Origin of the sequence: Entomohabitans teleogrylli (genome assembly GCF_001484765.1) — a bacterium.
Taxonomy (GTDB): Bacteria; Pseudomonadota; Gammaproteobacteria; order Enterobacterales; family Enterobacteriaceae; genus Entomohabitans; species Entomohabitans teleogrylli.
On sequence record NZ_LLXO01000017.1, the window covers coordinates 16576 to 42458 of the forward strand.

Sequence of the window (25883 nt, forward strand, 5' to 3'; positions counted from 1 at the left end):
GTCAGCCCATGAACTACATCATTGATGTAAGCCGGTTCCGTAAGCTGTTCCCGGCGATGGCCAGTGAAACCACGTATCCGGCTGAAGTCATCGAGGCGCAGTGGTTCCAGGCACAATGCTTTATCTCGGAAGGGAAAACGCTTCGCGGCGCCTGCTTCGAAAATGTGCTGTACCTCATGACAGCGCACCTGGTGTGGTCGAACTGGTTAATCAGCCAGGGGCAGACAACGGCCAACGTAGTAACGGGGGCGACCATCAGCAAAGTCAGCGTATCGATGCAGCCACCCCCGGCGAAATCGGCCTGGCAGTTCTGGCTATCGACAACGCCCTATGGTCTCCAGCTCTGGGCGCTACTGAACATCAAAGCCGCTGGTGGTGCGTATATTGGCGGACTGCCTGAGCGTACAGGATTCAAAAAAGTGGGCGGGGTGTTTTACTGATGGCGGCGGGGCGCTGGAAATCGACCGGCGGCGAGCGGGTGAAGCTGTTGCGCCAGCAAATCGCGCTGGCCCGCAGACTGGAAACACGCGTCGGTTGGATGGAGAGCGCCCGCTATGTTGATGGTAAACCGGTCGCCGGGATCGCCGTGGTGCAGGAGTACGGCAGCGAGAAAAGGAAAATCCCCTCACGTTCGTTTATGCGCTCCACGCAGGCGGAGCAAAAGGCGAAATGGGACCGTTACATGTACCAGGGGTTTTCTGCTGTGATGGCCGGTAAGCGAGGAACGCGGGAACTTTTCGAGGCGATCGGGCAGATAGCCGCCGGGGATGTGCGTAAAAAAATCACCCTGATTTACTCTCCGCCGCTGGCGACCAGCACGCTCAAAGCCCGCGCACGTCGCGCCGGGCCGGGGGCGAAAATCATTTCCATCAAACCGCTAAATGACAGCGGCTACATGCTCGCCACGCTGACCAGCCTGGTGGTGGAGGAAAGCTAATGATACCGGGTATCAATCTGTTAAATGTTGCGCTGGGCGTGATCGGCTCCCAGCCGGTGGAGTATTACCGCGACACTGGGGTAAGCGTCACGCTGGAAAATGGCGTGGTTCGCCGGAAATATGCCGCAGGCGTAACTATACCGAAATGCAGTGTTCAGGCCGTATCCCGCGACAGCGCAGATCGGCGCGGTCTCGATGTGAATGCAGACTATGTGGAATGGTTCGTCCCGCGCGATATTGTCGGCCTGGGCCGGGATAAGTCCGGCGATGAAATCGAGTGGGACGGTCGCCGCTGGAAAATCATTGGACATTACGAGAACTGGGCCGGGCAGGATGGGTGGTGCTGCGGGCTGTTCCAGGAGATTAAACCAAATGCCAGTCGATCGTAATCGTTACGTTAGATTTATCCTCGCCCCAGATTTGTCGAATACCCGCCAGAGTGTCATCCCCCAGCCTGATAAGAAAGGTTTTTATCTGCTCACGGAGAAGGGCCAGGCACTGCTGACAGAAAACAGCGTCGGGCTGGAGCCGGAGGGCGACGATGACGGATAACCAGTTATTTTCGCTGCTACGTACCAGCCTGCTGGCTGAGTTCACGCTGATGCGCGGCCTGGTGCCGGAGGTGCGTAAGGCCTATCAGCCCGAACCGGAGGGCATCCCGCTGGCCCCGGCGCTGTACCTGCACAAAATCGCCGATGTGCGCGCCGGTTTCCCCGGCTTCCGTGAGGAAATGGACACCGTTAATCAGGTTATGCGGCAAATCACCACGCAGGTGATGATCGCCACATTCCAGGTATCCGCGACGGTGCTCACTGATGACGATGATCCGCAGGCGCTGACCGCGCCGGACCTGCTCAAACGGGCAGCAATGATTATGCAGTCGCGGGAGTTCCAGGCAACGGTGATGGCAGAGGGCGCTAACTTTCTGCGTGTCGGTCAGATCCAGAGCGTGGATGTTTCCGGCGACTACGCCGGGCGAGAAATTCAGCCCTTTTTTGAATTCTCCGTTAACCACAAAGATGAATCAGTAAGAGAAATTCCCTTCGTTACCCGCACCGGTTACAGAATCGTGCGCATTTAAGGAAAAACTATGTCAATCGCAATTGATCACTACGTGAAAATCACGTCCGGTGTGGGCGGTGTCGCGCAGGTGCGCCAGCGTGACCTCATCCTGCGCCTGTTTACGCCTAACGTCCTGGTGTCGCCTGACGGCGTGCTGGAGTTCACCAGCGCCGACGGCGTGGGAGCGTATTTCGGTTATGACTCTGAAGAGTACCGGCGCTCGGTTTATTATTTTGGCTATATCTCGCCGTCTATTTCAACGCCATCAAAACTGTCATTCTGTCGGGATCAAAACCAGGCATCGCCGCCGGTGGTGCTGGGGCAGTCTGCAACCTGGAATATTACCGCCCTGAAAGCTGTCAGCGGCACGCTTGAGGGACTTGTTGACGGACAGGCCTTCACTACCGCAACGGTGAATCTGTCCTCTGCAACGTCGCTGGCCAGCGTTGCGTCACAGGTTACTACAGCATTACGCGCACTGAGCTACGACGTCATGAAAGCCGCGACGGTGGAATATGACCCGCTCCTGGCGCGTTTTGTATTTACCGGCGGCGCTAATGCCGGGGTGGTGGTGAAATTCACCGGCGGTGCTGTCGCGGAGGCGTTACAGCTGGTGGACGGTGAGCCTGTCGCGGGCGTGGCTAAACCGCTGTCAGAAGCGGAAACCGTGGCCGTAGCTGACGACATTTCGAATAACTATGGCTCCTTCCTGTTTATGCGCACGCTGGACCTGGCGAAGCTAATCAGTATGGCTACAGCGAATGCCGCCAAAAATATTCAGTTTATGTTCCTGGCTGGCTGCACGCGGGCGCAGGCAGAATCTTACAGCGCTGCGCTGCTGTCGATCGGGAGTATTGGCCTCACGCTGATTGATGCTGACAATACCGAATTTGACGAACAAATCCCCGGCATCCTGATGGCGGCCACGAATTACAACAAAAAGAATGGCGTCATTAACTACATGTATAAGCAGGTAGCGAACGTCACCCCGAAAGTCACCACCACGCCGGACGCGCAGAAATTCGACGCGCTGCGCATCAACTATTACGGACGCACCCAGAACGCCGGACGCACTATCGATTTTTATCAGCGCGGTTCGCTCATGGGCGGCGGGACGTACCCTACGGCCATGAACGTTCATGCCAATGAGCAATGGCTGAAGGATGCGTGTGCGGCGGTGCTGTTAAGCGACCAGCTGGCGCTGGAGCGCATCCCCGCGAATGAGACCGGGATCAACCTGGTGCTGACTGCGCTGCAGGGTGAGCCCATCGCCCAGGCGCTGGATAACGGCGTTATCAGCCAGGGCAAATTCCTGACAACGTTACAGAAAAAATACATCACGCAGATCACCGGTGATGATACCGCCTGGACGACAGTTCAGACCGCTGGTTACTGGCTGGACGCTGTGGTGGAGACTTACATCAACGACAGCGGCGAAACAGAATATCAAATCGTCTACACGCTGATTTACGGCAAAGACGACGTGATCCGCAAAATCACCGGTACCCACGTTTTAATCTAAGGAAAATGCGATGAGTAATGATATTTCAGGTTTTGGCCTGCGGGTAACAATCCGGGCCTCAGTGATGTTCCCGGCGGGTATCACGATCACGCAGTTTGCTGATGATTCTGATCCGCTGGACAGCCCGTCGCAGCAGCTCGCTGACGTCGGGATGGGGCTCAATGGTGACATGGTTCACTGGCGCACCGCGCAGCCGATCCCGGTCACTCTCAATGTCCTGCCGAACACCGGCGACGACAGGAACCTGCGTATCCTGGCTGACGCGAACCGCGTAGCTAAAGGCAAAAACCCCACCAATGACGATATCACCATGACGATTTATTACCCGTCTGGTGAGACGCGCATGTTAACCGGCGGCGTTATTACCGACGGCATGGTGGGGAACAGCGTGGCGAGTGCCGGCCGACTGAAAACCAAACCCTACGTTTTTAAATTCGAAAATCAGGTGACTGCATAATGTTAGAACCACTCAATCAGGAATTTACCTGCGGCGACGGGACCAAAAAAACATTCATTCTCTCGAAGTTCCCGGCCATCGCCGGGCGGGAGATTGTCACGCAGTACCCGATCACCGGCGCGCCGAAAATCGGGGAATACAAAACCAACGAAGCGCTCATGCTCAAGCTGATGGCGTATGTCGCCATCGAGACCCCAAACGGTCCCGTGATGCTGGTTACGCCGGAGCTGGTGAATAACCACGTCAAAGACTTCGAAACGCTGTTAAAAATCGAATGGGCCATGATGGAGTACAACTGCTCTTTTTTCAGGAACGGGAGCGCCTTACGCTCCCTCGATTCGCTGAAAACGCGGTTCCTCAGCTCGATTTCAAAAACGTTGACGGAGTTATTGGCGCAATTGTCGGGGAAGGCCTCGCCACCCTCCGGGAGCTGAAAGAGCGCTACACCCTGGAGGATGCGCTGGACCTGTACGAGATAATCGCTGTCCGGCGCACTAACGAGGCGCTGGCTATTCAGCACGCAGAGAGGAACAGCCGCCGATGAGCTTATTAGAGGCGTTTTATTACACATTTGGCGCTGATGCTGAGCCACTCGACAAAGCGCTGAAAGAGTCAGAAAAGAACACTGACCGCCTGAAGGAGAAAGTCAGCGCGGCAGACGAGCAGGCCGCGAAGTTGGGCACGTCGTTTGTCAGCCTGGCGCGTAGCGCTGCTGGGCTGCTGGGCGTCACTGTCACGCTGGCCGGGCTTAAGACGCTGACAGTAACCACGGCAGAGACTACTGCGGCGCTGGGGATGCAGGCACGGGTAATGGGTGTTAACGTCTCCACGCTGGATGCGTGGCGCAAAGCGGTGACAGAGAGCGGTGGGGATGCTAATGCATTCAGCGCTACCCTGGGCAACCTGTCGCGCCGGTTCCGTGACCCGGAGGCGGCCCTGCTGCGTCTGAGCGGGTCGCTCGGGAAAATGTCGGCATACCGGGCGCACCGCATCGGTAAAATGCTCGGTCTGGATGAGTCAACGATAGAGCTGTTGCGGCAGGGGCGGGTAAAAGTTGAGGAACTGATCAAAAAACAGAAAGAGCAGGGGGTGATCACCAAAGCACAGGTCGAGCAGGCCGAAAAATTTAATCTGAAACTGCGCCAGCTTAAAGGCGAATTTGAAAACCTGAAAATGCAAATCGGTACAGCCCTGATCCCCGTTTTCGAAAAGCTGTTAGATGCCTGGAATAAAACCTCTAACTGGTTAAAGGATAATAAAGAGGCAGTGGGTGATTTCTTCATTGCCCTTGCGGGGATTATCACTGCCTATTATCTCCCGGCAATGATCCGGGCTGGTATCGCGACGCTGGCGGCTACCTGGCCGATACTCCTTATCATTGCAGCATTCGCGGCTCTGGCGCTGGTAGTGGCTGATGTGATCGGTTACTTCAATGGCATGAATTCAGTTACCGGGCGTTTGGTAGAGGCTTTTCCATTGCTGGGGGAGATTCTTGAAACTTTAAAGAGTGTTGTTCTGGATTGCTGGAATGCACTGGTCTTACTGGTCACAGATCCGGTTCAGTTCCTGAAATTACTGAAAGATGAGTTCAGGGAATTCCTCGACATGCTGTTTGGCGAGGGGGCGGGAGATACCATTTTCACCTGGATTGAAAAGGGTGCTGATGGTGTTGCGGAGGTCTGGAGGGAACTGGAAAAAATTATCGGCAGGGTTGTAGACCTGGCGCTGAAGGGGTTCCAGTCCATTGGCAGAGCCTGGGCGAAAGTAAAAGGCTGGTTCGGTGCCGGTAAGGATGAAGTCGAACAGGCAAAAAGAGAGGCGGCAGAACCTGATGTTCAGATAGAGGGCTGGGAAGATGAAGATTATCTGAACAGAAAGAGGCGGGAAAGGGAAGCTAAGAACGGGGAGTGGCAGCAGTCTGATTTAACTTATGGGGGCCAGTCATACTGGAGGCAACTGGCAAATAATCCGGTAAATTCCCTGACGAGTAACTCAATTTCTAATTCCAGCCGGAATGATAAGCGGGAGTTTAAATTCAATATTGAAAATATGGAAGTAAATACCCAGGCAACTGATGCGCAGGGTATAGCCGGCGATCTGGTCGGAGGCGTACTGGAGGATACTGTAAATCATTATGCTAACGGTCTTATGGGGTAAACATGGCAGAGAAAACAGAAGTCTACGGTATATACAGCGATAAATTCGCACTACGGTTTGACAAAATGATTCTGTTGAAAGCCTCAGTAATGCGGGAGGCTAAATTAATGGAACACCCTCTGGAGGACGGAAGCACTATTGCCGATCACCGGATTCTACAGCCTGTTGAAATTGAAATTCCGGTATTGCTTCCGGCTGGTGATTACACGTCATTGTACCGTGAGATTAATCAGGCATGGATTGATACAGAGCTTTTCAATATTCATACCCGGGTGGGTATTTTCAAATCAATGGCGTTCGCTGCGATGCCACATGATGAAAATCCTGATCAGGTTGACGTAATACCGATGGTTTTGAGGTTCAAAGAAGTGCGGTTGGTTACTACGCAGTATCAGGCGTTACCCGCCCGTAAAGTGGCTCGTCCGCGTGACCAGAGCACTGTAAGCAGAGGGGAGCAAACAGGCATTGAGAAAAAAGACGATACGCTTCTGGAAAAAATACTTTTTTAGGTGGGATGATGAATATTGTTAATATTCCCCTTGAGGTTTTACCAAACCAATCATTGACTATCAGGTTGGGCGATAATAGGTATTGGATACAAATAATAACTATAAGCAACTCATTGATGAGCATCAGCATTGCAAGGAATGATGCTCTATTAATACAAAATCAAAGGGCGGTGTCAAACCAGGTAATATTATCGCAGCATAATTCTAAAGGGTATGGCAATTTTGTTTTTGTCACTCCCGATGAAACATACCCTTATTACACTGAATTTAATAACGGGCATGAGCTTTATTTCATACCAGAGGAATGATGATGGTCTCTCTCGATCCCAGAATTATTCGCTGTGAAATTGAAATTGACGGTAAAATGCATGTTTACGAGGAGGTCTATATTCAGGCATCCGGGCAGAAAACAGCGAATACCCTGCAAAACGAATGCACGATAAAAATCGGAAACCTGTCTAAACCAGTTCGTGATTATCTGATAACCGAAACCTCACCATACAACTGGCCGCGTAAGCGAAAGCGTGTAATTTTGTACGCCGGGCGCCAGAGTTACGGCACGTTTAAACTGTTCGAGGGGGATATAATCGGATGCACGCCCACGCAACCACCTGACGTCATGCTGACCCTGAAAGCGAAAACCGGCGTCTTTTTCATGAGCGATTTTATTACGGGGAGTTACGCCGAACCGGTACACCTCAGTGCAATAGCCGGAGATACAGCAAGAGGTATGGGCTTAACTCTGGATTTTCAGGCCCAGGATAAACTGATCAGCAATTACAACTACTCAGGCGCGAAGCTCCAGCAGGTAAATAATCTGGCTGACGCTGGTAGTTATAACGCCTATGTAGATGACGATAGGCTGATTGTTAAGAATGCTGACGCACCCCTGAATAGCCTGGCTGTTATCCTGAATAAAAACACTGGCATGATTGGTGTGCCGGAGGTAACTGAGCAAGGTATTAAAGTGAAATACCTGCTGGACCCGCAGAGTCGCCCCGGCGCGAGCCTCACAATAGAGAGCGAATTAAACCCGGCGGCAAACGGCACGTTTGTTATTTACAAAACAACTTTCGATATTTCTAACCGCGATACAGCGTGGTACACAACAGCAGAGTGCCGGAGACCAGGGCTATGGCGGACACTAATTTAACCGATGCCGATCCCGGTCAAAGCGCGACCCTGGCCGGGGTCATTGAGTATGTGTTCAAAAAAATGCTTCAGGGGATTGATGGACAACTACCCGCCGAGATTATCAGTTATGACCGCAAGACCAACCGCGCCACCGTTCGCCCTTTGATTACCCGGATAACCACCACCGGAGAACGTGTCGAGCGCGCCACGGTTGCCAGTGTGCCGGTGCTGGCGCTGGGCGGCGGTGATTTCGGGATAACATTTCCTCTCAAGGCCGGGGACAGAGGCTGGATAGAAGCCAGCGACCGCGATATCTCGTTATTTCTGCAGGGCAATGAAATATCCCGGCCTAATACGCTGCGGCTGCATAATTTCGCTGACGGTAGGTTCATCCCCGATCTGATGGCTGACTATGACCTGCCGGATGGTCACGATGGCGCGCTGGTTATCCAGCATAAATCGGGTGAGTCTGCGCTGCTGCTGTGTGAGAAATCGCTGGAACTCCGGATCGGTGACGTATCTGTTACAGCCACTGCGGACGGGATAACACTGATGGTCGGCGGCGCCTCGCTTGTGCTCACCGCCAGCGGCCTGACTCATAACGGCAAAAATATCGGAAGTACGCATACACACCCCGGCGTAGAGCGCGGCGGCAGTTCCACAGATCAACCGGAGTAAAAACACGATGACAGAAACACTCAGCCTGGCATTAGACGGGCGCAATCTCTATCTGGATGCCGCTGGAAATCTGGCGACTAAAACTGGCCTGGCGGCCTGCCTTCAGAACTGTGAAACCGCGATGCTGGCACAGCTTAACGAAATGATTTACGCGATGGATGAGGGCATTCCCAGCCGGGAAACTCTCTGGGACAACTACCAGCCAGCACAATTTCAGGCCGCCGCCGTTGCGACAATTGAAGAGGTTCCCGGAGTGCTCCGCGTGGAGTCATTTTCTGTAAGCCGCGGTGATAACGAGTTTAACTATACCGCCGTGATCGTAACGGAATGGGGAAAGGGAACGATTAACAATGGCTTATGAATATATCAACAGCACCGGCGTAATTGTCCCGGATACAGCAGACATAAAAAGCGAAGTAGAGCAGGAGTTCAAGGCAGCGCTGGGCGATAACATGTCCACAGCAGACAACACTCCCCAGGGGCGTCTGATTGCCGCTGAAACGTCAGCACGCCGATCCGTTGCTGAAAATAATGCTCTGTTAGCAAACCAGATCAACCCAAAAGATTCCGTCGGGGTGTTTCTCGAATCCATTTGCGCGTGGCTGGATATTGAGCGGAAAGAGGAAAGCGCATCGACGATCGCCAGCGTTACGCTTGGTGGTATTCCGCTGGTGGAAATCCCGGCCGGATCACGCGCGCGGAGCGGTGACGGTGATTTGTACGCAACCACCCGCGCTGTTGTTCTGGATACTGCCGGACAGGGTAGCGTGGATTTTGTGGCGGTGGAAACCGGTGCGCTTACGTGTCCTGTCGGGGGACTGACAACGATTATCGATCCAGTATTGGGCTGGGAGACGGTTTATAACAGCAACGCCGCCGTACCAGGAGCCGCGGCTCAGAGTGATGAAGCGTTACGCCTGCAGCGTGAGCTGCGACTGGCCAGCCAGGGCATTTCTACCGTTGAGGCGCAGATCAGTGGTCTGTATGGTGTTGAAGGTGTGCGTTCACTGTCATATCTGGAAAACACTAGCCATGATTACCAGACTATTGAAGGCATCACCATGAAACCGCATAGCGTGTGGGCGTGCGTGTACGGAGGCGCTGACGATGACATTGCTATGAGCTTACTCAAGAACAAAACAGATGGTTCTGGGTGGAATGGCGCTGTCTCTGTGACGGTGACAGAGTCGAACGCTGAAATACCCTACACGGTGCAGTTTGACAGGCCGAAAGAAATTCCTATTACTGTTCAGATCACAGTCCGGCGTGGACAGAGTACCGTTAACCCGACTGAAGCTATCCCGGAAGCGCTCATGCAGTACGCCAGCGGAGAAATCGACGGGGAGCGTGGTTTTGTGGTGGGTGCGAATGTTAGCCCGTTCGAGCTTTCAGGTGCTATCAATATTATCCACCCCGAGATTTTCGTGAGAAACGTGCTGATCTCAAGAAAAGGAAACGCCTTAGCTGCTGGTGAGATCGAAATTATGAGAAATGAGATACCTGTTTTAGATGCCAGCAATGTAACTGTTGTTATAGACTAGTTCCCGATAAGGATTTTCCTGGAGGGAACTAAAGATGAATAAGTTCAAGTTAATATCTATATTGCTGGTTTTTTCAATTGTTGGCAATGCTCAGGCTTATACACCCAAAAGCATGGACGTTTTTAATAATGTTGTAGATGCTATTATCAGCGACGATATAACAGGTTTCGTTTCAAATGATAATGCGATGCTTACGCGAGGGGTCTCAAGCATAAATGCATCAAAAATCATATCGGTTTACCACAATAATGAGATGGCGGGTGATAAGCAATTCAAAGGTAAACCTGTTCGAATAAAAACCATAGCATCAGCAATAAAGACGGATTTTTCAGGTGATGCATATATAGTAGCGAACGGGCGTAATAGCTATGAAAGTGTTATGCTAAAAATTGATAAGGATGATGATAGAAACCTTAAAATCAATAAGGGAAATAAGGTGGACTTTGTTTGCTTTGGTGGTGGTATGATTATGAATACCCCGGTTCTTAATTCATGCATGTACCCTAAAGATTTTGCTGATATGGTTTATGGTAATGTTAGAAATAAAATAATGAACATTTCTCATAAAAATTATAAACCCTCATCGGTTTTAGAGGCGCGAATTGCTTATATCTATATTTCCCTCGAAAATAGAATTCAGGATCATTGCTTGGGAAGCGCAAAAGAATGTATTTCTTACATAAAGAAATTGGCTGAAAAACCTGATGAGATTAAAAAAGATGATTTTTCAGATGAGCAAATTAAAAAAATGAAGGAAATTAAGGGGGTTATTGAAAGTGATAAAAATTTACCATTTGCCCCAACAAAACCGGTAGAGAGCACCAGGCTTAAAAAATTACTTGGTTAAATGAATAAAAACCGAATAACCCGCTCCGGCGGGTTTTTTTATGGGTAAATTATGGCTGAAACTATCCCCGAGATTGAGAACAGCGTTGACCTGCTGAGAAATATCATCTGGCAGACTGACGAAACCAATATAGAAACACTGATTGAAGCGAAACAGGCTTGGTACATTAAAGAGCAATCACAGTTCTGGTCTGACTGGTATCGAGACGTTTTCGACATCAGGACAGCTAACGATTTCGGCCTGGGTATTTGGGCGCGGGTGCTTCGAGTGTCGTTCACGCTGCAGGAGTGCCCAGGCTTTACACTGACTACAGAGCAAAAGCGGCTGGTGTGCCGCCTGCGCTATTACCAGCTGATCACGCGCTGCACGATACCCGAAGTTAACGGCATCTTGAAAGACCTGTTAGGGGACAAGATTAAGGCCTACGCGCTCGATCCTAACGACATGTCCTGCATCATGTATGTTTTCGATGAACAGCCCAGCGATGATCTGGCTGTCATCCTCGCGAAATATGACCTACTGCCGCGCCCGGCGACGGTGGGTATTAAATTTCGTGTTCTTGATTATGAGCCTTTCGGGTTCGGCCCGTACAACATGAATTTTAATAATGCGCCGTTCTGGTGGGGGGACGGGCTTCACTATGACTTTAAATGTCCGGAGTAAAAACTATGAGTGATGGAATTAAAATATCTGAATTAGACCCGGCGGCGGTTTTAACTGGTGGCGAAAAATTTGCGGTAGTGCAGGGAGGGGAAACAGTAGCGGCCACGGTAAACCAGATTAAGTCGCTAATCCCTGCCGGGGAAAAGGGCGAAAAAGGAGATACAGGTGCAAAAGGTGAAAAAGGGGATACCGGAGCCACTGGCGCTACTGGCCCACAGGGACCAGCAGGACCAGCCGGGCCGCAGGGTGAAAAGGGAGATAAAGGAGACAAAGGAGACAAAGGGGATCCGGGTGAATCTGGTGCTGCCGATATTATTATCGGCACTGAAACAAATAACGCCCTTGTGAATAACACCAATGAAAGCGCTGGCCCGCTCGGGCTGAAAGTTCTGGTGTCCCCGGCGGATGGGAACGGTATAACGCTGACAGATGAGGGATTGTGGGGCAAAAACACAGTGGAGTCGTTAACGCGTGTGGGAGTTCCGTCAAGTTTCCCGACAAACGGGCCAGATACGAAAGGGGCGCTATTCGCGTGCGGACCTATCGGTAACGGCGGTTGTTATTTCAAACAAACAATAAATACGTCATCGGGTACGCATAACGTACTGGGGACTGTTTATCTTGAGAGACACCCCTGCCAGGCTGACGGGACGCTGATACCATACAATGTCTGGTGCGGAGCTACGAACGCCAGCTATCAAATCCCCGTCTGGCTGATTTGTCAGGCTATACCCACCCACACCCTGACAGTTTCGACTGGCGTCATTACGCCAATAACCAGAGCAGAGGGGTACGAATCGGGCCTGCCTGATTACCCTGAGGTTGCCGGGACTGATGTACATGTAATTACGTTTCAGGCGCTGTATTTTTACGGTAAAACGTCCAGCAACTCCTGATTCTCTCCGATCATTTTTAGGTAAAAATAATGGACCAGAAATTTTTTCGCGTCCCATGGGCTTCCAGCGGGGACCGCGCCAGCATTTCCGAAACTGCGCCCGCTGATGGCTCAGTGAGTTATCCCAGCGGCTGGGGGCCGGATTACCAGCGCAACCCGAAAACCGACGCCAACGCCAAAAACCCCGAGCGCGATGTTATGAACGGCGTTCTGAACGCAATCACCGGCGCTATCCGGCAGTATCAGACGAACGGATACCCGGAGTGGATTACCAGCGCTGACAATAACGGCACAGCATTCGGCTACGATGCTGGCGTAGTTGTGAGCTATAACGGCGCGCTCTATCTGTCGCTGGTGGCGAGCAACACGGCCACACCCGGCGCTGACGCCTCAAAATGGCAATCGTATATTCAGCGCGAGGCTACAGAGGCTGAAGCGCTCGACGGTACCGGCTCAACGCAGGTGATGACTCCACGGCGCACGAAAGCGCTTGCTGATAGCCTGGATGAAAAGCTGTTTACGTCTATTGAGCCGTATACAGTGCCAGTCGGCGGGATCATGCTGTGGGGAACGGCGACACCGCCAGAGGGCTGGCTGGAAGCAAACGGCCAGAGTTTTGATAAAGCGAAAAACCCTAAACTCTCAGTCGTTTTCCCGAGTGGCTTTGTACCAGATTTACGCGGTCGCTTTGTTCGCGGCTGGGCTCATGGTTCACCCGTTGATCCTGATTCGAACCGAGGCATTTTGAGTCTTCAGGAAATGCAGGTACAACGCCATAATCACACAAGCCCTGTTGAGCGCGCATCTGATGGTATTGATGGGCCGGAAGAAATCCGCGGCTTAATGTGGCCCGGTAGTCCGCGAAAAAATACAACAAGGGCGGGGACGTCGTATGTCGGCGGAGATGAGACCCGGCCAGCGAATATCGCGGTTATGTACATTGTTAAAACCGACCAGGCAGAGTCGAGCGGCGGCGAGGCTGGCCCGTCCGGTATTATCATTACACCAGCAACAGACAGCATCGAGGCCGGGAAGGTGCGCCAGTTTTCAGCAATAATCGTTCCTTCAAACTTATCCGTTGATTATCCGGTATCGTGGGCTGTATCTGATACGTCGCTGGGTTCCATATCCAGTGCAGGATTGTACACTGCAAACCCGGGAGCCAGCGGGACGCAGACCATTATCGCCTCGATTTCAACGGGGCTTACTTCAACCGCTGTTATTACGCAAAGCGTGTGGCTCACCAGCATCACGATCGGCAGCATTCCATCGGAGCTGCTGGCCGGTAACACATATAACGTCCCGATCACATACTCACCCACCGGGTACACAGAAACTGTCCTGGCGTCATCGTCGGATAGTAGCGTTGCGGCGTTGAGTAGTTCGGGCGTGCTGGACATATACAGCGCAGGGACGGCGACGCTCACACTCACGGGTGCAAGTTCAGGCGTCACTCGCTCTGTGACTGTCACGGCAACGGAAGCTGTGGTGCCAGAAATTTATCTGACTATCAGCAATAACCTTTCCGAAATTAAAGCGGCGGGAACAGCAGCACAAATGGCAGCACGCGGAAATCTGGGTCTTGGTTCACTGGCTACAAAAAACGGTCTGGGAGCCGGTGATGTCGGCGCCGTTCCACTGGCCTGGGCCACAATTCCCGCCGGTATAGATCTGGATTCTATAACGGCAGCAGGCGAGTATTTCCAGAGCGTGACGAGCAACGCAACAACAGCGCTTCACTATCCCGAGGCTGTAGCCGGTGCGCTAAAAGTGGTTTCAACTGGAGTAAGTACGGGAGCCTGCCGCCAGTTCTACTGGCCATATAATTCAGATAAGGAGTACCGCCGGGCGGGGTTTGGAACGCCTATCGCGTTCACGGCCTGGACTGAGCATTGATGATTTGTGATGTGTCGTAAATGTGGCGTAACTGAATGGCACCATAAGGACAAGGAAGTCATACAACGACACGTAAAGACACAAAACCGGATGCGAACGCGGAAAACATATGTGATTACAGTGTGTTATTTAACGCTCTACTTTCTTCTAAGCCGTAGGTCACAGGTTCGAATCCTGTAGGGCGTGCCATTAAGTATCAATAAGTTGTGCCTCTTCCTTTTCATCTGATTTTTCTTTCGTGGGACGAGTTCGGAACACAATTGTCAAAAAATAGAGTCTATTTGCTGTGTCTGTCTGGTCAGCCCAGGGCAACCAGTTTACAGCCCCCACGGCAGCCACAGTTGACGTTATGCCCTTCCAGTGCCACTTCAACCCCTTCAATATTTACCAGAGAGCTGCCTTCCGTTATCTTTCCTGTCGACTTACAGGCAGGACATAATACCGGATCGCCCTTACGGGCCAGCGCCTGAGACTGATTTACCAGAAGGGAGCCGGACAGCACTTTGCCGCCGGTGGTGGTGGTGTCGCCGGCCAGAATCACTTTCTTCCCCTGTACGGTGGTTCTCATCGCCGTTATCCCTGCGTATTCCTGAAATCTTCCGCCTCATGGTCCAGCTCCCACCAGAGTTCTTTGCCGTCAGACGCGCGGGGAGCCATTTCGCCCTGGGCTATAAACCGCAGTGTTCCTGAGCCGGCTCCGGTCTTCCAGTATCCGCTGACCAGCGCCGGGGTATCGGATTTGAGAGGGGATACCTGCAGCGGGCCCTGGTCATAGCGGGCATACCAGGCGATGGTGGACTGCTCATCAAACTGGTTAACGCCATAGAAGTGCAGGGAGTGACCTTCCTGCGGTACAACGCGTATCGGGCGGATTAACTGGTTAACGGCCAGGTAGTGAGGGGAGAGGCCTTCCACAGCCGGCGTTAAATCCGGGAACTGCCCGGCCCGGATAAGCAGCCCGGCGGGATAATTTTCAGTTGTTATCGCCGGGTCGCGGGACAGTATCTGCCGCACCCATGCCTCTCCGCCCAGCCGTTTGATATGGCGGTGATGGAGGATGGTTATCCAGTTAACGCCACGGGTACTGTTATTGTACTGTCTCTTGGCAGTAAATGCGTTTGCGTTCACCTGTAGTGAGGGATAGCGCTTTGCCAGTTCATATTCTGCAGGGCAGTAATCATCGTAATCCTGAGGCAGAAGTAAACAGTAACCACAGTCTCCGCTGTCCGGCTCCAGTTGCTGGCAGAGAAACGTCAACCAGTCGTTAAACCGGGCCATGCCAGCCTGATTTTTCAGATAATCCCGGGGCAGAACCAGACTCAGGTATGAATTTTCGTTTTTATTCTGCGCCTCACGAGTATCCAGATAGCTTATCAGGCAGTCTGGGGCCTCATACATATTTCTGGCATCGCTGATTTCCCAGCCGCTCTGGTCATAAATACCTTTTTCAAGGATGGCGGTTTCCACTTTTGCGATATTTTCCGGGCTGTACTTCTTCATGCCCTTAAATTCATGGGTATGAAAGCGCAGATGACTGCCAAATTCGTCGCGAAAACGCCGGAAGCAGGCCAGTATTCTGTGCCGTTTTTCCGGGGTATAGCCCTGCTTAAAAAACAGCGTAATGGACAGCCCCAGCCGGGTCACCACCACATCATTATCCCCTGTCAGGGTAAACTCCGGCGCCCGCTGCGCCAGCAGCGTCTGATATTCACTGTATGTCATGTTCACTCCCTGAAAAATTAATTATTGTGCTGCCGCCAGTGTACCACCGCCCATCAGGGCCAGCGCACCACACACTGCGCCAACCGCAGCACTGCCCACCGAAGCCGCAGCAACAAGCGCAGCCACCAGAATTATCAGCGCAGCGGCAACGGCCAGCCCCACGATATTGGTGACCAGTTCATCTCTGACTTTAATCAGCAACTGAACCGTACCGTCCCCGATGTCGAGTAATATCTGCACCCAGTCGATACTCTGCAGATATTCCAGCGTCATATCCATCCCGGACAGAACGCTCAGCCACAGTTCCTGAAGCCGTGACAGTGTCCAGGTCAGCACTTCACCGGTTTTTTCACTGACCCAGCGGATGGCATAGCTGGCCTGCCTGGTGATCGGGTCGATTATCTCCTCGCACAGCCAGTTCCCCTTTTCGGTCACCCAGGCGCCAAACTGGCGAAACTTTTCGCGCGTGCCGTCACGGACATATTCCCAGCCATCCTCAATCAGGCTGCTGACTTCCTTACCCAGAACGATCCAGTCTTCCACGGTGGGCAGATAATCCCAGGGGGCGGGGCTCAGCAGCGGCAGGTTTTCATACACCGGTTGCGGAATGGTGCCGGGCTCGCCTTCCGGAGGCGGCACGGGAAGAGGCGCCGGGACGGGTTGCGGTCGATCATCCGGACTGTCGATTAACGGCGGCAGGACATATCGCCGGGCAGAGGGGCGTTTCCGCCGGTTGTACGCCCGGTCATACTCCTTCTGCCGCTCGCTACGGTTATCGGTAATGCGCATCACACCAAAACGGGAGTCGGTGGCTATCAGGGCATAATCATCACGCTGACCTTTTGATAAAGTATCGCCGGGAAACTTCATTTCAATCAGCATCTTAAGGTTGTCGCTGTAGGCGGTATTGTCGAAATAGGTGGCCCCGCGCCCGGGCCAGCGCCGGCTTTTGTCCTTAACCAGAATAATATCCGGGCGGCGCATACCGTACACGCCATGTTTCACCGCATTGTCTATCGAAGGTCTGGCAAACGGGCTGAGAGAGTGACGCAGATTGGTGCCGTATTTTTCTATTTCCTCATCTTTGGTCGTCAGGATGGGCACCGGTACCGGATCCATCATGGCAAACACCACCTCAGCTTTGTAATCCCACAGGTACTCGACTTTTCTCTCTTCCGCACGAATTAAGGCGCTGACCACCATCTGGTTTAAAAAACGCAGCAGACCCGTCTTCGTCACAATTCCCTCGGGCAGCCGGATGGCAATCTCTGCTTTCTGTGCCAGGTAGCACGGGTCAGCATCGGCGGGAAATCGCCCCCGCTCCATAGTACAGTTAATCGTGGTGACCGCAGGACAGATGTTTCCCGGATGACTCATCGTTTCACTCCCTGAATTCCATTACTCGTTCAACAACCTCATTGCTGCCGGCCAGGAAGAGTTTTTCCTTTACCGGCTCTTCGGCTTGCGGAATACTCAGTTCGAGATTATCTTCCTGTTCGCTGCGCACCGTCAGGGTTCTGCCCAGCGCATCGGTGATACCGGAAATCACCTGTCCGGTCGCCGCGCTTTTGATGGTGTATGCCGTACTGATCAGCGGGGCGCCGGTCTCTTCATTCAGCAGGGTATAGCGGGCGGAATAGTTAAACAGCGGGGCCGGGGGCATGACGCCGGAGGCGTGTTCAGCCAGCGTGATGCTGACCCCTTCAATCCGGATATTCCCGACGGCATCAATGATAATCCGCCCGCCGGCATTGCCGATTTCAATCTGCCCGCTGTCTGAATGGAGGGTGATATGCTTGCCGGCTCGCAGTGAGTCATTGCCATCCACTTCGCTAAAGCGGCTTTTGCGCACCACGGCAGTGTGCTGCCCTTCAATGGTGATGGTCTGGTCTTTCGCCACAGCCAGCGTCCGGTAGCCACCGATGGATTCATCGTCGTCAGCTTTAATAACCGATGTTCGGTTATTGTCGACCTCCAGCTTCATATCGTGGTTGATTCGGGTGGTATGGTCGTGCAGCACATCGGTGGTCATGTCCCGCTGCGCGTGAATATAGATTTCTTCCTGGTCACTGCGGTCTTCAAAACGCAGTTCGTTAAATCCCTCGCCCTTGTGGGTTTTTGAGCGCAGGGTCATCTGTGTTTTGGTGCCCGGCAGTCTGCCCGGGGGCAGGTTGCCGGCATGATAAGTGCGCCCGATAATTACCGGCTGGTCCGGGTCGCCGTTGAGAAACTCAACAATGACCTCATGACCGACGCGCGGAATGGCCGACATCCCCCAGCCCTGTCCGGCCCACGGGTGAGAGACCCGCACCCAGCAGGAACTACTGTCATCGGTTCTGCCGGACAAATCCCACGGGAAACGCACCCTGACGCGGCCATACTCGTCGCAGTAAATTTCCTCGCCTGGTGGGCCGGTGACAATGGCAATCTGGGCGCCATCAATCCGCGGTTTCGGCAGTGACAGCGGGCGCCAGTGCTGCTGAGGGGGAATATACGTAAACCGGCATTCCAGGGTGGCGCCGGCTTCGCCGCTGTCCCCTTCCAGAGCCTGGGGCTGTCTCCCGGAATGTGTGGCGCCGGTAATCTGCCAGCGACCGTTACAGGCTTCCAGCGGGTGGTTGGCCAGGGTGAAACATACCCCCGGCTCCAGCGCCGGGCAGTTCGTGGTGCCTTCACCCTGGCGGGCATCGTTGCGCAGCGCCTGAATTCTCCATTGCGCAAACTGCTGGCCGGCAGGGTCGCCCTTGTAACGTCCGGGATAATCGTAGTGAGAATACGTGGCGCCCTGGCTTTCTGTCTCCCGGATATCTGTACGATATTCAGCAGGCCAGCGCGGATTTTTAAAGGTGTAGTCTTTTGGCAGAACCTGACCAGGGCGCAGACTTTCCCGGCGCTGAAAGGAGGAAACGCACAGGACGTCAGGAGACGATGTGTCGGGCTGATATGGCAGCACCGGGCCGTTATGCAGCATGGCGCTGTCATCGGCAAACACCAGCGTGTGCCTGCCGGCGGTGTGTTCGAAAAAATAAAATATCCCTTCTTCCGCCGCCATACGCTGAATGAAACTGGCATCGCTTTCCTGGTACTGGACGCAGAACTCGCGGACGGCGCGGGGATAGCGCAGGGAAAATTCAACGTCGCTGATGCGATGTTCGCGCAGCAGGGTTTCCAGTATGCCCTGAACATTCTGTTGCTGAAAAATACGCGACTGCCTGCCCAGTGACGCACGCCAGAGCGCCGGGCGGACAGTCAGGCGATAGCGGGAGCGGTATCTGCCGGCATCGTTCTGCTGCACATCGCTGATAATGCCATTGACGACACGCTGTACCTGCATGTTTCGCCAGACAGTCAGCGTGGCGTTGTTATCCAGCAGGGAGGCAAACGTCACGCCGGAGGTAAAGCCGGTCGCTTCAATATCCAGCTGGAACGGGGTGGAATAGTGCTCATGCAGGGTGAACGCCGTAACGGCGAACGTATCTGCGGGAAGCCCGTTAATATTCAGGGTAAACCGCAGCCCTGACGCATCCTTGCCTGTGTTCAGCATATTCACCTGTCCTTGAGTCGCACTGTTTAGTACAGGCATTTTTAAAAGTAACTACAGGAACATTTAATAAACACCATAGTAAACAGATGCTGAAAGTTGCAGGTTAATAGCGCGGTAAGAGAATATCAATATAAGCGATTTATCTTTCTCAGACCTGTACAGGAATAAATATTATAATTTTTGCCTGCTAAATTTTTTAATCTGAAAAAGTTATTTTATCTGATGGGATATTTTATTTCTCAATTCGTGAATTTGTTAAGGCTATGATATTGGTAAGTATTATTTTTCCGATTATGCCTATCAAACATTCTGTGACTTTTAAGGGAAATAAGCGTTCCCCAGGGGGAAAGTAACTACACCAGGTCACTGTCTGTCCCACCATTAGACCAGGCATTATAGCGATGAGTGTGATTGTCTGTAATGATTCAGGTGGGGAGCCGACAGATTCGTCGATGGCAGAATATCGACCAGGGGCCTGTATATGCACCCGCTGGACAATACCCTTTGCCAGGGGGAACTACATGCCCATTCTGACAGTGAACAATATCGAACCCGTGGGTTTCGGCACCGATTCTTGCACTAATGATGCCTATTATTGTCCACATCAAACGATGGTTGCCCGTTTCTACCCGACGACCCGCAGTATTCGCCGTTAAAACAAATACCGCGAGTCGGTCGGCGAGGTGATAGCCGGCGGGAATTTCAGCCGGCGTAAGCCAGGTCGCCATCGGCCATGGCTTCTTCAAACCCGGCCGCGTCGCTATTCAAAAGCCCCTTCGCAAACAGGTAGAAGCGGTAAACGTCACGGAAGTTTGACCCGAGACCGAGCGAAACACGGATGGCTCCGCAACTGCCCTTGTTGAGAATCTTGTCATCAAAAGTCCTGCAGTCGAGGATTTTTTCCGTCTTATCAAGCTCGCAGTGCTCCGCACCGGCGGTGGTGTACGTCGCTTGCTGAACCGCCCCCAGATTGCAGAAGCACCCATTGCGCACGATGATGCCATAGCGCTCCAGGGCTTGCCTGATGAGCGCATGGGGAAAGATGGCATTATAACAATCGAAAAAGTTCAGCATCACAGTGGCTCCCCGGTTCCCGACCGACAATCCATAAATGTTGCATAGTGGGGTCCTGAGCTTAGTGCTGTGGCGAAGTTCCGATAGCCGCGCTTCAAGCCATCTGGCAAGCGCCGTTGAACGAGCCCCAATATCCTCTGGCTCCAGCCGGGAAAGGAAATCAAAGCCCTGGGCGATGGCATGGAATGAGGCATAGTTTGGCGTACCCACCTCGAATCGCCGGCCATCGTCACGGTACAGTAGCCGTTCAGTGGGTGACCACGGGCCTGAGTAGTAGCACACCGAACCGCCGGCGAAGGAGTGCGGTGTCAGCTTGTGCAGCGAGGATTTTTTAGCGATCAGACAGCCGGAACCGGTCGGATAGCCGAACATCTTGTAAAACGAGATCGACATAAAGTCGGGCTGATGCACCGAATAATCCAGCCGGGACTGTGGGACAAAGGCAGCGGCATCCAACAGAACCATAGCGCCCCGTTGTTGCGCGGCCTGAATCCATTGCAGATCGTGTCTGATGCCGGTAGCGTTGGACTGCGCCGGGTAGGCCAGCAGATGTACAGGCCCGGCGGCCAGGTTATCTAACGCGCGGCGCATCGAATTTTCCAGGATCTGTAGGTCCTGGTCCAGGGGGATGTATTTTACCGAGGCGCCTTTCGATTTGGCGTATTCCCGCAGCCCGTGGACTGACGTATGGTTGTCCTTAGTGAGCAGGACATCAGACCCGCTCCCGAAGGGGAAGGATTCGGCCACCAGTCGAATGGCGCTGCTGGCGTTGGCGGTGAAAATGATTTCATATTCCTCTGCCGGACAGCGGAAGAAATGATATATGGCCTGGCGTGCCTGCTCATAGCTTTGTGCGGAAGAGCTGGAACCGCTATGAGGATTACCAAGGATGGTGCTACTGAGCGCCTGATAGTCCGCTTCGATAAGGCTCTGCGGAGCAAGCGTTCCGCCGACATGATCCAGGTAGGCCACCCGATGGGCATCCAGACGCGAAAAGTCGCTTGCGCGCAGCGCTTCGACCGCATCCTCAGGGTAGATGGGATGTTCCGCCAGGAACCGTTGTCGCATGGTTTGATAATTCTGCAACAGCCGGGCGTCCTGCTGCGAGCGTTGCGGGTCCTCATGGCTGTCGAAAACGTCCGGCGTTAATTGATAAAACGCCTCCAGTTCAGCGAATTCGGGGACCAGGTTCTGCTCAACGGACTCTTTGCCCGCCGGGTCAACCTGGCCCCGTATCAGCCAGGCGTTTACCTGATAGCGGCGATCGGGAACCCGGGCGTGAAACTCGTGGAGCATCAAATCTAAGTATTCTTCCCGGGTGGGGCCATCACACTGGTTGAACTCTTCCAGAAGGATGCAGACGTTGAACAGGAATTCGCGGGTGTCCCTTTCATCAAGGTGAAAGGTCAGCGGATACAAAGTCACTATCTCGTCGACGTTCTGGCACAGCCCTTCGAGGGACAATGTGCGAGTGATGGGCGTGTGATCGCTCAGACTCAGGGCCGCATCCATGATCGCCGAAGGTATTCCAAAGAATTTCTGCGATTCGCGCCGCGCCATGTCGAATAACTGGTTATAGTGGAAAACTGTACCGTAGATCTTCCCTCCGGGGCGCAGTACCCGCTTGAACTCCCGGGCCACCCGGGCTTTGTCGGAGGGGAACATCAGCCCAAAGCCGCAAACGATGATGTCGAAGCTGTCATCCGCGAAGGGCATCTCCGCCATGTCAACGTCCGCCAGGAAGGTGACGTCACGCTTAAGATCTTCACTGACCACGCTTTGCGCCATGTCGATGGCAATCTTCGACAGATCGGTGGCGGTGAGCTGGATGTTGAGTGGTCTGGCCAAATCTTCGTAGAGATAAGTGGTGATGCGTCCCGTTCCGCAGGCAACTTCAAGGATGCGTGTGGGCGGCGCTTCAATATCGATCTCCCTGCGAATCTCTCTGGCCAGCAGTTCTCCGTAGGGGCTGAAGAGCCGGGGCCCCAGGACACGTTCATAGAATTCCGTGAACGTACTGAGTGACCATTTTTGATCTGATATCATCTGATAGTGATGTTGTGCTGAATTATTCATAGTTAGCTATCCGAAAGATGTTAGCTGGAACACTGTTTTTAAACGTGTTTTTTATGGGATTATCCTGATGTGATTATTGCCGGATAATCTGTAAGCGATTCGGAATATATTAAATATCCTGAATGCCTGTGTCTGACTCAATAATCAGACTGCCGTGGATTAATGTTTTCGGTTATCTGAATTGACAGCGTGTTAGTTATGAATATACCTCAATGGTTTGGCGTGAAATATGAGTATAGATAGGTTTTTAGAATTGATTCATATTTCTGTAGTGAGTTGATTTATATCGGGTTTATTATTTAAGTTAAATTCTGGGTATTTATTTGATTTTCTTGCATTTGAATTTTTATCTATTTTATTGATAATCACTTTTAACTATAAAATAACTTAATATAATTGAATATAAACTCCTGATTAATATTTTTAGCGTTTTATTCCGTATTCTGGCGACTTTACCACCGGAAATTAGCCAGTTGAAATATCTCCGATCGTGACAACAGTCTGTGGCAGACCGGGAGAAAAACGCCTGGATCACCCCTGGGACGTTTTCTGCAATATTTGCGGCTGGCGTGGCTATCACAGGGCTGTCGTTCAGGCGTATAAAGAAATCATCCTGAGAATAAAAGAGGGTGTAATGCATATGGACAGTGGGCTGCCGATAAACAGAGAGGTGCTATTTTTAGTGATTCCCGAATATGCCGACTGGGAGTTCGCACTGCTGGCGCCTGGGTTGCGTCGGGGGTTCGGGCTGTGGGCGCCGCAGTACGAAGTGAAAGTCGTCGCCCCGGACGAGGGGCTGGTCACCTCTATCGGTGGGTTTCGCTGCCTGCCTGATTACACTTTTAACCACCTGCCTGAAGACTATGCCGCACTGGTGCTGGTGGGCGGTATGAACTGGTGGGGAGAAGAGGCTGAGCGCGTGGTTGCCATTGTACGCCAGGCGCTGGCCCGGCAAGTGGTCGTCGGCGCCATCTGTGATGCATCGGCATTTTTAGGGGCTAAGGGTTTTCTTAATGATGTCGACCATACTTCCAACGGACTGACGTATCTGAAAGATAAGGCCGGTTCCGCCTACACCGGCGAGGCTCGATACCGGAATGAGCCTTCCGTTCGTGCCGGCAATCTGGTGACCGCCAGCGGCGTCGGGTTTATCGATTTTACCTGCGATATGCTGGCAGCGCTTAACGTCGCGGATGCACAGAATATAGCTGTTATGCGCAGCGCTTTCAGGTCCGGAATGATACCCACAGGGCTGTAACTATCGCGACAGATACAGGCTTTCATGCACAAACAATGGCTCCGGAAGGGCGAGAGTGGCGCAGATGCTATCACCTCGTTTACCGGAGCGGATTCGTTCCACTCTTCATTCCTTTCTCTTCCGATCATGAAATACCAGTAATTGACCTGGTTACATTTCTCTCGTTTCAACAGGCGTGGATTAAAATTGATCGGGATCACGAGCCGCAAGATACAAGAAAACCTACTGTATATCCGTACTTATCAAGTCCATTAGTCTGGCCACCAATAAATAGCCTGGTGAATTACGTCGCGTGAACTGCGGTTTTTTCTGGGATTTGTCATTAATTGAGAATTATCCTGTTCAAACCACACGCTGCTATTCCCTGGCCCTCAGGACAGTTTTAAAAAAAGTGATATACAAATTTACAACATGTTTTTTGGGCACAACGACGGAGTCTGCTGATATAGCTAAGTCACTTATTGACCAGGTATGACATTCCTTTCGTTTGAAATACAAATGGTTTTTACCTGACCATGTGGAGTTGTATTTACAGACATAATCCGTAGCGGCTGCGCTGATCATTCAGTACCGTCCGGGAAGGTATTGTTTCATTCTGGCAATGGGATATGTCATGTGTAAATGCAGCCAGTTTTTCACTGCTAATCTGAATTAAGGAAATGAACAATATGATGAACAGAACTTCTCTGCTGGCAATGGTTATCGGCGCTGGTTTTACCGTCCCGGTACTGGCCTATGATGGCATGATTCAATTTAACGGTAATATTACCGATAACACTTGTGAAATATCTATCAATGGCGGCGGATCGACAGAAACTGTCAATTTACCGAGAATTCCGGCGTCGGCATTAAATAGCGCTGGCGTAACCGATGGAGAGACACCGTTTACGATAGCTCTGAATAATTGCAGCGGATCAACGCTGGTCTCCGCATACACCTATTTCGAAGGTGGAACCTATGTTGATTTAGCCACCGGGCGGTTAAATACGGCGTCTGTCGGGGGGGCTGCAGAGAATGTTCAGATTGAGCTGTTGGATAATACTTCTCAGGCAATCGTTGTCGGCGACCAAAATAGCCAGAGTTCCCGGCTTATTGATATCTCTTCCGGGAGCGGCTCGATGGATTATATCGCGCGCTACTATGCCAGCGATGCCGTGACTGCCGGTACGGTCTACACGTCAGTTAATTACAGCATTATTTATCTGTAATTGTCGTTATATGGCGGGTTTAATGCCGGACCCGCCCGACACAACTCAGGCTTATTCTTTTGCCACGGGTAAGAAGGGAATGATGATGAAAAAAAATAAGATGGTTATTCTGGTCGCGGCTGGTCTTGGCATAAGTTTTATACATTCGGCTGTGGCCGCGGATGGGGCAGTTAATTTCAGCGGCGCTATTACTGAAACGACCTGCAAAATCAGCGTTAACGGCGAGGGCGCTTCTGGTGCGGTTGTCTCTTTGCCACAGGTCGATTCCGATCGGCTGTATACCGTGGGGGCGACTGTCGGCGATACCCAGTTTTTGATTTCACTCACCGACTGCAGCGGCGCTGCGTCCGAAGCCTATGCCTTTTTTGAAGGTAATTCCGCGTATGTTGATGAGACCACTGGCCGGCTGTGGGGCGGCGATGGGCTGAATAATACGGCGGGAAATGTTCAGATTGAGCTGCTCAGCAATCGTCCTGCGCCAATTTTTGTCGGCGATCAGGCCAGTCAGGCGGCGGATGGATATAGCCGGATGGTCATTGATTCGGGTAGCGATTTTGCCGCATATACCGCGCGTTATTACGCCAATGGGCCGGTAACGCCGGGCTGGGTAAGAGGGTTTGTGACATACAGCATTGTTTATCTGTAAGCCGGTATTACCGCGGGGTGAAAATATCCCGGCGCTTTGTCCGCATGATATTCAGTG

Annotated in this window: 27 protein-coding genes; 22 read left to right on the forward strand and 5 right to left on the reverse strand. The window is 52.4% G+C overall.

Annotated elements, in window-relative coordinates; all coding sequences use genetic code 11:
* Positions 1-8 precede the first annotated feature (8 nt).
* The 19 genes from AQ981_RS19020 (at position 9) to AQ981_RS19110 (ending at position 14298) form a co-directional block, all read left to right on the forward strand.
* The gene (locus AQ981_RS19020) at positions 9-440 is read left to right on the forward strand and encodes a DUF4054 domain-containing protein (RefSeq protein ID WP_058913334.1); all 432 of its coding nucleotides are present in this window, start codon (positions 9-11) and stop codon (positions 438-440) included.
* The gene (locus AQ981_RS19025; protein ID WP_058913335.1) at positions 440-937 is read left to right on the forward strand and encodes a hypothetical protein; all 498 of its coding nucleotides are present in this window, start codon (positions 440-442) and stop codon (positions 935-937) included. Before AQ981_RS19020 ends, AQ981_RS19025 begins: the two co-directional genes overlap by 1 nt.
* Positions 937-1326 carry a phage collar protein gene (locus AQ981_RS19030; RefSeq protein WP_058913336.1) on the forward strand — a complete coding sequence of 130 codons (390 nt, stop codon included), beginning with the start codon at positions 937-939 and terminating at the stop codon, positions 1324-1326. Before AQ981_RS19025 ends, AQ981_RS19030 begins: the two co-directional genes overlap by 1 nt.
* Positions 1310-1489, forward strand: coding sequence for a hypothetical protein (locus tag AQ981_RS19035; RefSeq protein ID WP_058913337.1), 180 nt, complete (start codon positions 1310-1312; stop codon positions 1487-1489). Before AQ981_RS19030 ends, AQ981_RS19035 begins: the two co-directional genes overlap by 17 nt.
* A complete protein-coding gene (locus AQ981_RS19040) occupies positions 1479-2018 on the forward strand; it encodes a phage gateway protein (protein WP_058913338.1) in 540 nt (179 codons plus the stop codon). The genes AQ981_RS19035 and AQ981_RS19040 overlap by 11 nt, the downstream gene beginning before the upstream one ends.
* A 9-nt stretch (positions 2019-2027) precedes the next feature.
* Positions 2028-3521 (forward strand): DUF3383 domain-containing protein, encoded by a 1494-nt coding sequence (locus AQ981_RS19045; protein ID WP_058913339.1) that lies wholly within the window; start codon positions 2028-2030, stop codon positions 3519-3521.
* Between the two features lie 10 nt (positions 3522-3531).
* The gene (locus AQ981_RS19050; RefSeq protein WP_058913340.1) at positions 3532-3978 is read left to right on the forward strand and encodes a phage tail fiber protein; all 447 of its coding nucleotides are present in this window, start codon (positions 3532-3534) and stop codon (positions 3976-3978) included.
* A complete protein-coding gene (locus AQ981_RS19055) occupies positions 3978-4412 on the forward strand; it encodes a hypothetical protein (protein WP_058913341.1) in 435 nt (144 codons plus the stop codon). The genes AQ981_RS19050 and AQ981_RS19055 overlap by 1 nt, the downstream gene beginning before the upstream one ends.
* A gap of 106 nt (positions 4413-4518) precedes the next feature.
* Positions 4519-6135 (forward strand): hypothetical protein, encoded by a 1617-nt coding sequence (locus tag AQ981_RS19060; protein ID WP_058913342.1) that lies wholly within the window; start codon positions 4519-4521, stop codon positions 6133-6135.
* 2 nt (positions 6136-6137) lie between these two features.
* The gene (locus AQ981_RS19065) at positions 6138-6644 is read left to right on the forward strand and encodes a phage baseplate protein (protein ID WP_058913343.1); all 507 of its coding nucleotides are present in this window, start codon (positions 6138-6140) and stop codon (positions 6642-6644) included.
* An 8-nt stretch (positions 6645-6652) separates the two neighbouring features.
* The gene (locus AQ981_RS28570; RefSeq protein WP_420809778.1) at positions 6653-6952 is read left to right on the forward strand and encodes a phage baseplate plug family protein; all 300 of its coding nucleotides are present in this window, start codon (positions 6653-6655) and stop codon (positions 6950-6952) included.
* Positions 6949-7797, forward strand: a complete 849-nt coding sequence (locus tag AQ981_RS19075) for a baseplate hub protein (RefSeq protein WP_249226344.1) — start codon at positions 6949-6951, stop codon at positions 7795-7797. Before AQ981_RS28570 ends, AQ981_RS19075 begins: the two co-directional genes overlap by 4 nt.
* Entirely contained in the window at positions 7779-8456 is a 678-nt protein-coding gene (locus AQ981_RS19080; RefSeq protein WP_058913345.1) for a Gp138 family membrane-puncturing spike protein, read from the forward strand. The genes AQ981_RS19075 and AQ981_RS19080 overlap by 19 nt, the downstream gene beginning before the upstream one ends.
* A gap of 7 nt (positions 8457-8463) precedes the next feature.
* Entirely contained in the window at positions 8464-8817 is a 354-nt protein-coding gene (locus AQ981_RS19085) for a hypothetical protein (protein WP_058913346.1), read from the forward strand.
* The gene (locus AQ981_RS19090) at positions 8807-9997 is read left to right on the forward strand and encodes a baseplate J/gp47 family protein (RefSeq protein ID WP_058913347.1); all 1191 of its coding nucleotides are present in this window, start codon (positions 8807-8809) and stop codon (positions 9995-9997) included. The genes AQ981_RS19085 and AQ981_RS19090 overlap by 11 nt, the downstream gene beginning before the upstream one ends.
* A gap of 34 nt (positions 9998-10031) precedes the next feature.
* Positions 10032-10844, forward strand: coding sequence for an OB-fold protein (locus tag AQ981_RS19095; RefSeq protein WP_058913348.1), 813 nt, complete (start codon positions 10032-10034; stop codon positions 10842-10844).
* 51 nt (positions 10845-10895) lie between these two features.
* On the forward strand, positions 10896-11507 hold the full coding sequence (locus AQ981_RS19100; protein ID WP_058913349.1) for a baseplate wedge 1 family protein: 612 nt from the start codon (positions 10896-10898) through the stop codon (positions 11505-11507).
* Between the two features lie 5 nt (positions 11508-11512).
* Positions 11513-12403, forward strand: coding sequence for a collagen-like protein (locus AQ981_RS27880; protein WP_058913350.1), 891 nt, complete (start codon positions 11513-11515; stop codon positions 12401-12403).
* Between the two features lie 29 nt (positions 12404-12432).
* The gene (locus tag AQ981_RS19110; protein WP_058913351.1) at positions 12433-14298 is read left to right on the forward strand and encodes a tail fiber protein; all 1866 of its coding nucleotides are present in this window, start codon (positions 12433-12435) and stop codon (positions 14296-14298) included.
* A gap of 298 nt (positions 14299-14596) precedes the next feature.
* On the opposite strand, the gene AQ981_RS19115 is transcribed toward AQ981_RS19110, so the two are convergent.
* The 5 genes from AQ981_RS19115 to AQ981_RS19135 form a co-directional block, all read right to left on the reverse strand.
* Positions 14597-14866 (reverse strand): PAAR domain-containing protein, encoded by a 270-nt coding sequence (locus AQ981_RS19115; RefSeq protein ID WP_058913352.1) that lies wholly within the window; start codon positions 14864-14866, stop codon positions 14597-14599.
* Positions 14867-14871: 5 nt separating this feature from the next.
* Entirely contained in the window at positions 14872-16020 is a 1149-nt protein-coding gene (locus AQ981_RS19120) for a type VI immunity family protein (protein ID WP_058913353.1), read from the reverse strand.
* A gap of 21 nt (positions 16021-16041) precedes the next feature.
* Positions 16042-17397, reverse strand: coding sequence for a VRR-NUC domain-containing protein (locus AQ981_RS19125; RefSeq protein WP_058913354.1), 1356 nt, complete (start codon positions 17395-17397; stop codon positions 16042-16044).
* 4 nt (positions 17398-17401) lie between these two features.
* On the reverse strand, positions 17402-19564 hold the full coding sequence (locus tag AQ981_RS19130; RefSeq protein WP_058913355.1) for a type VI secretion system Vgr family protein: 2163 nt from the start codon (positions 19562-19564) through the stop codon (positions 17402-17404).
* A gap of 702 nt (positions 19565-20266) precedes the next feature.
* Entirely contained in the window at positions 20267-22714 is a 2448-nt protein-coding gene (locus tag AQ981_RS19135) for an aminotransferase class V-fold PLP-dependent enzyme (protein ID WP_082683219.1), read from the reverse strand.
* Between the two features lie 634 nt (positions 22715-23348).
* Here AQ981_RS19135 and AQ981_RS19140 point away from each other — a divergent pair.
* The 3 genes from AQ981_RS19140 (at position 23349) to AQ981_RS19150 (ending at position 25826) form a co-directional block, all read left to right on the forward strand.
* On the forward strand, positions 23349-23972 hold the full coding sequence (locus tag AQ981_RS19140; RefSeq protein ID WP_058913356.1) for a DJ-1/PfpI family protein: 624 nt from the start codon (positions 23349-23351) through the stop codon (positions 23970-23972).
* Between the two features lie 668 nt (positions 23973-24640).
* Entirely contained in the window at positions 24641-25180 is a 540-nt protein-coding gene (locus tag AQ981_RS19145) for a fimbrial protein (protein ID WP_249226345.1), read from the forward strand.
* 79 nt (positions 25181-25259) lie between these two features.
* Positions 25260-25826 carry a fimbrial protein gene (locus AQ981_RS19150; protein ID WP_161969179.1) on the forward strand — a complete coding sequence of 189 codons (567 nt, stop codon included), beginning with the start codon at positions 25260-25262 and terminating at the stop codon, positions 25824-25826.
* The last annotated feature ends 57 nt before the right edge of the window (positions 25827-25883 follow it).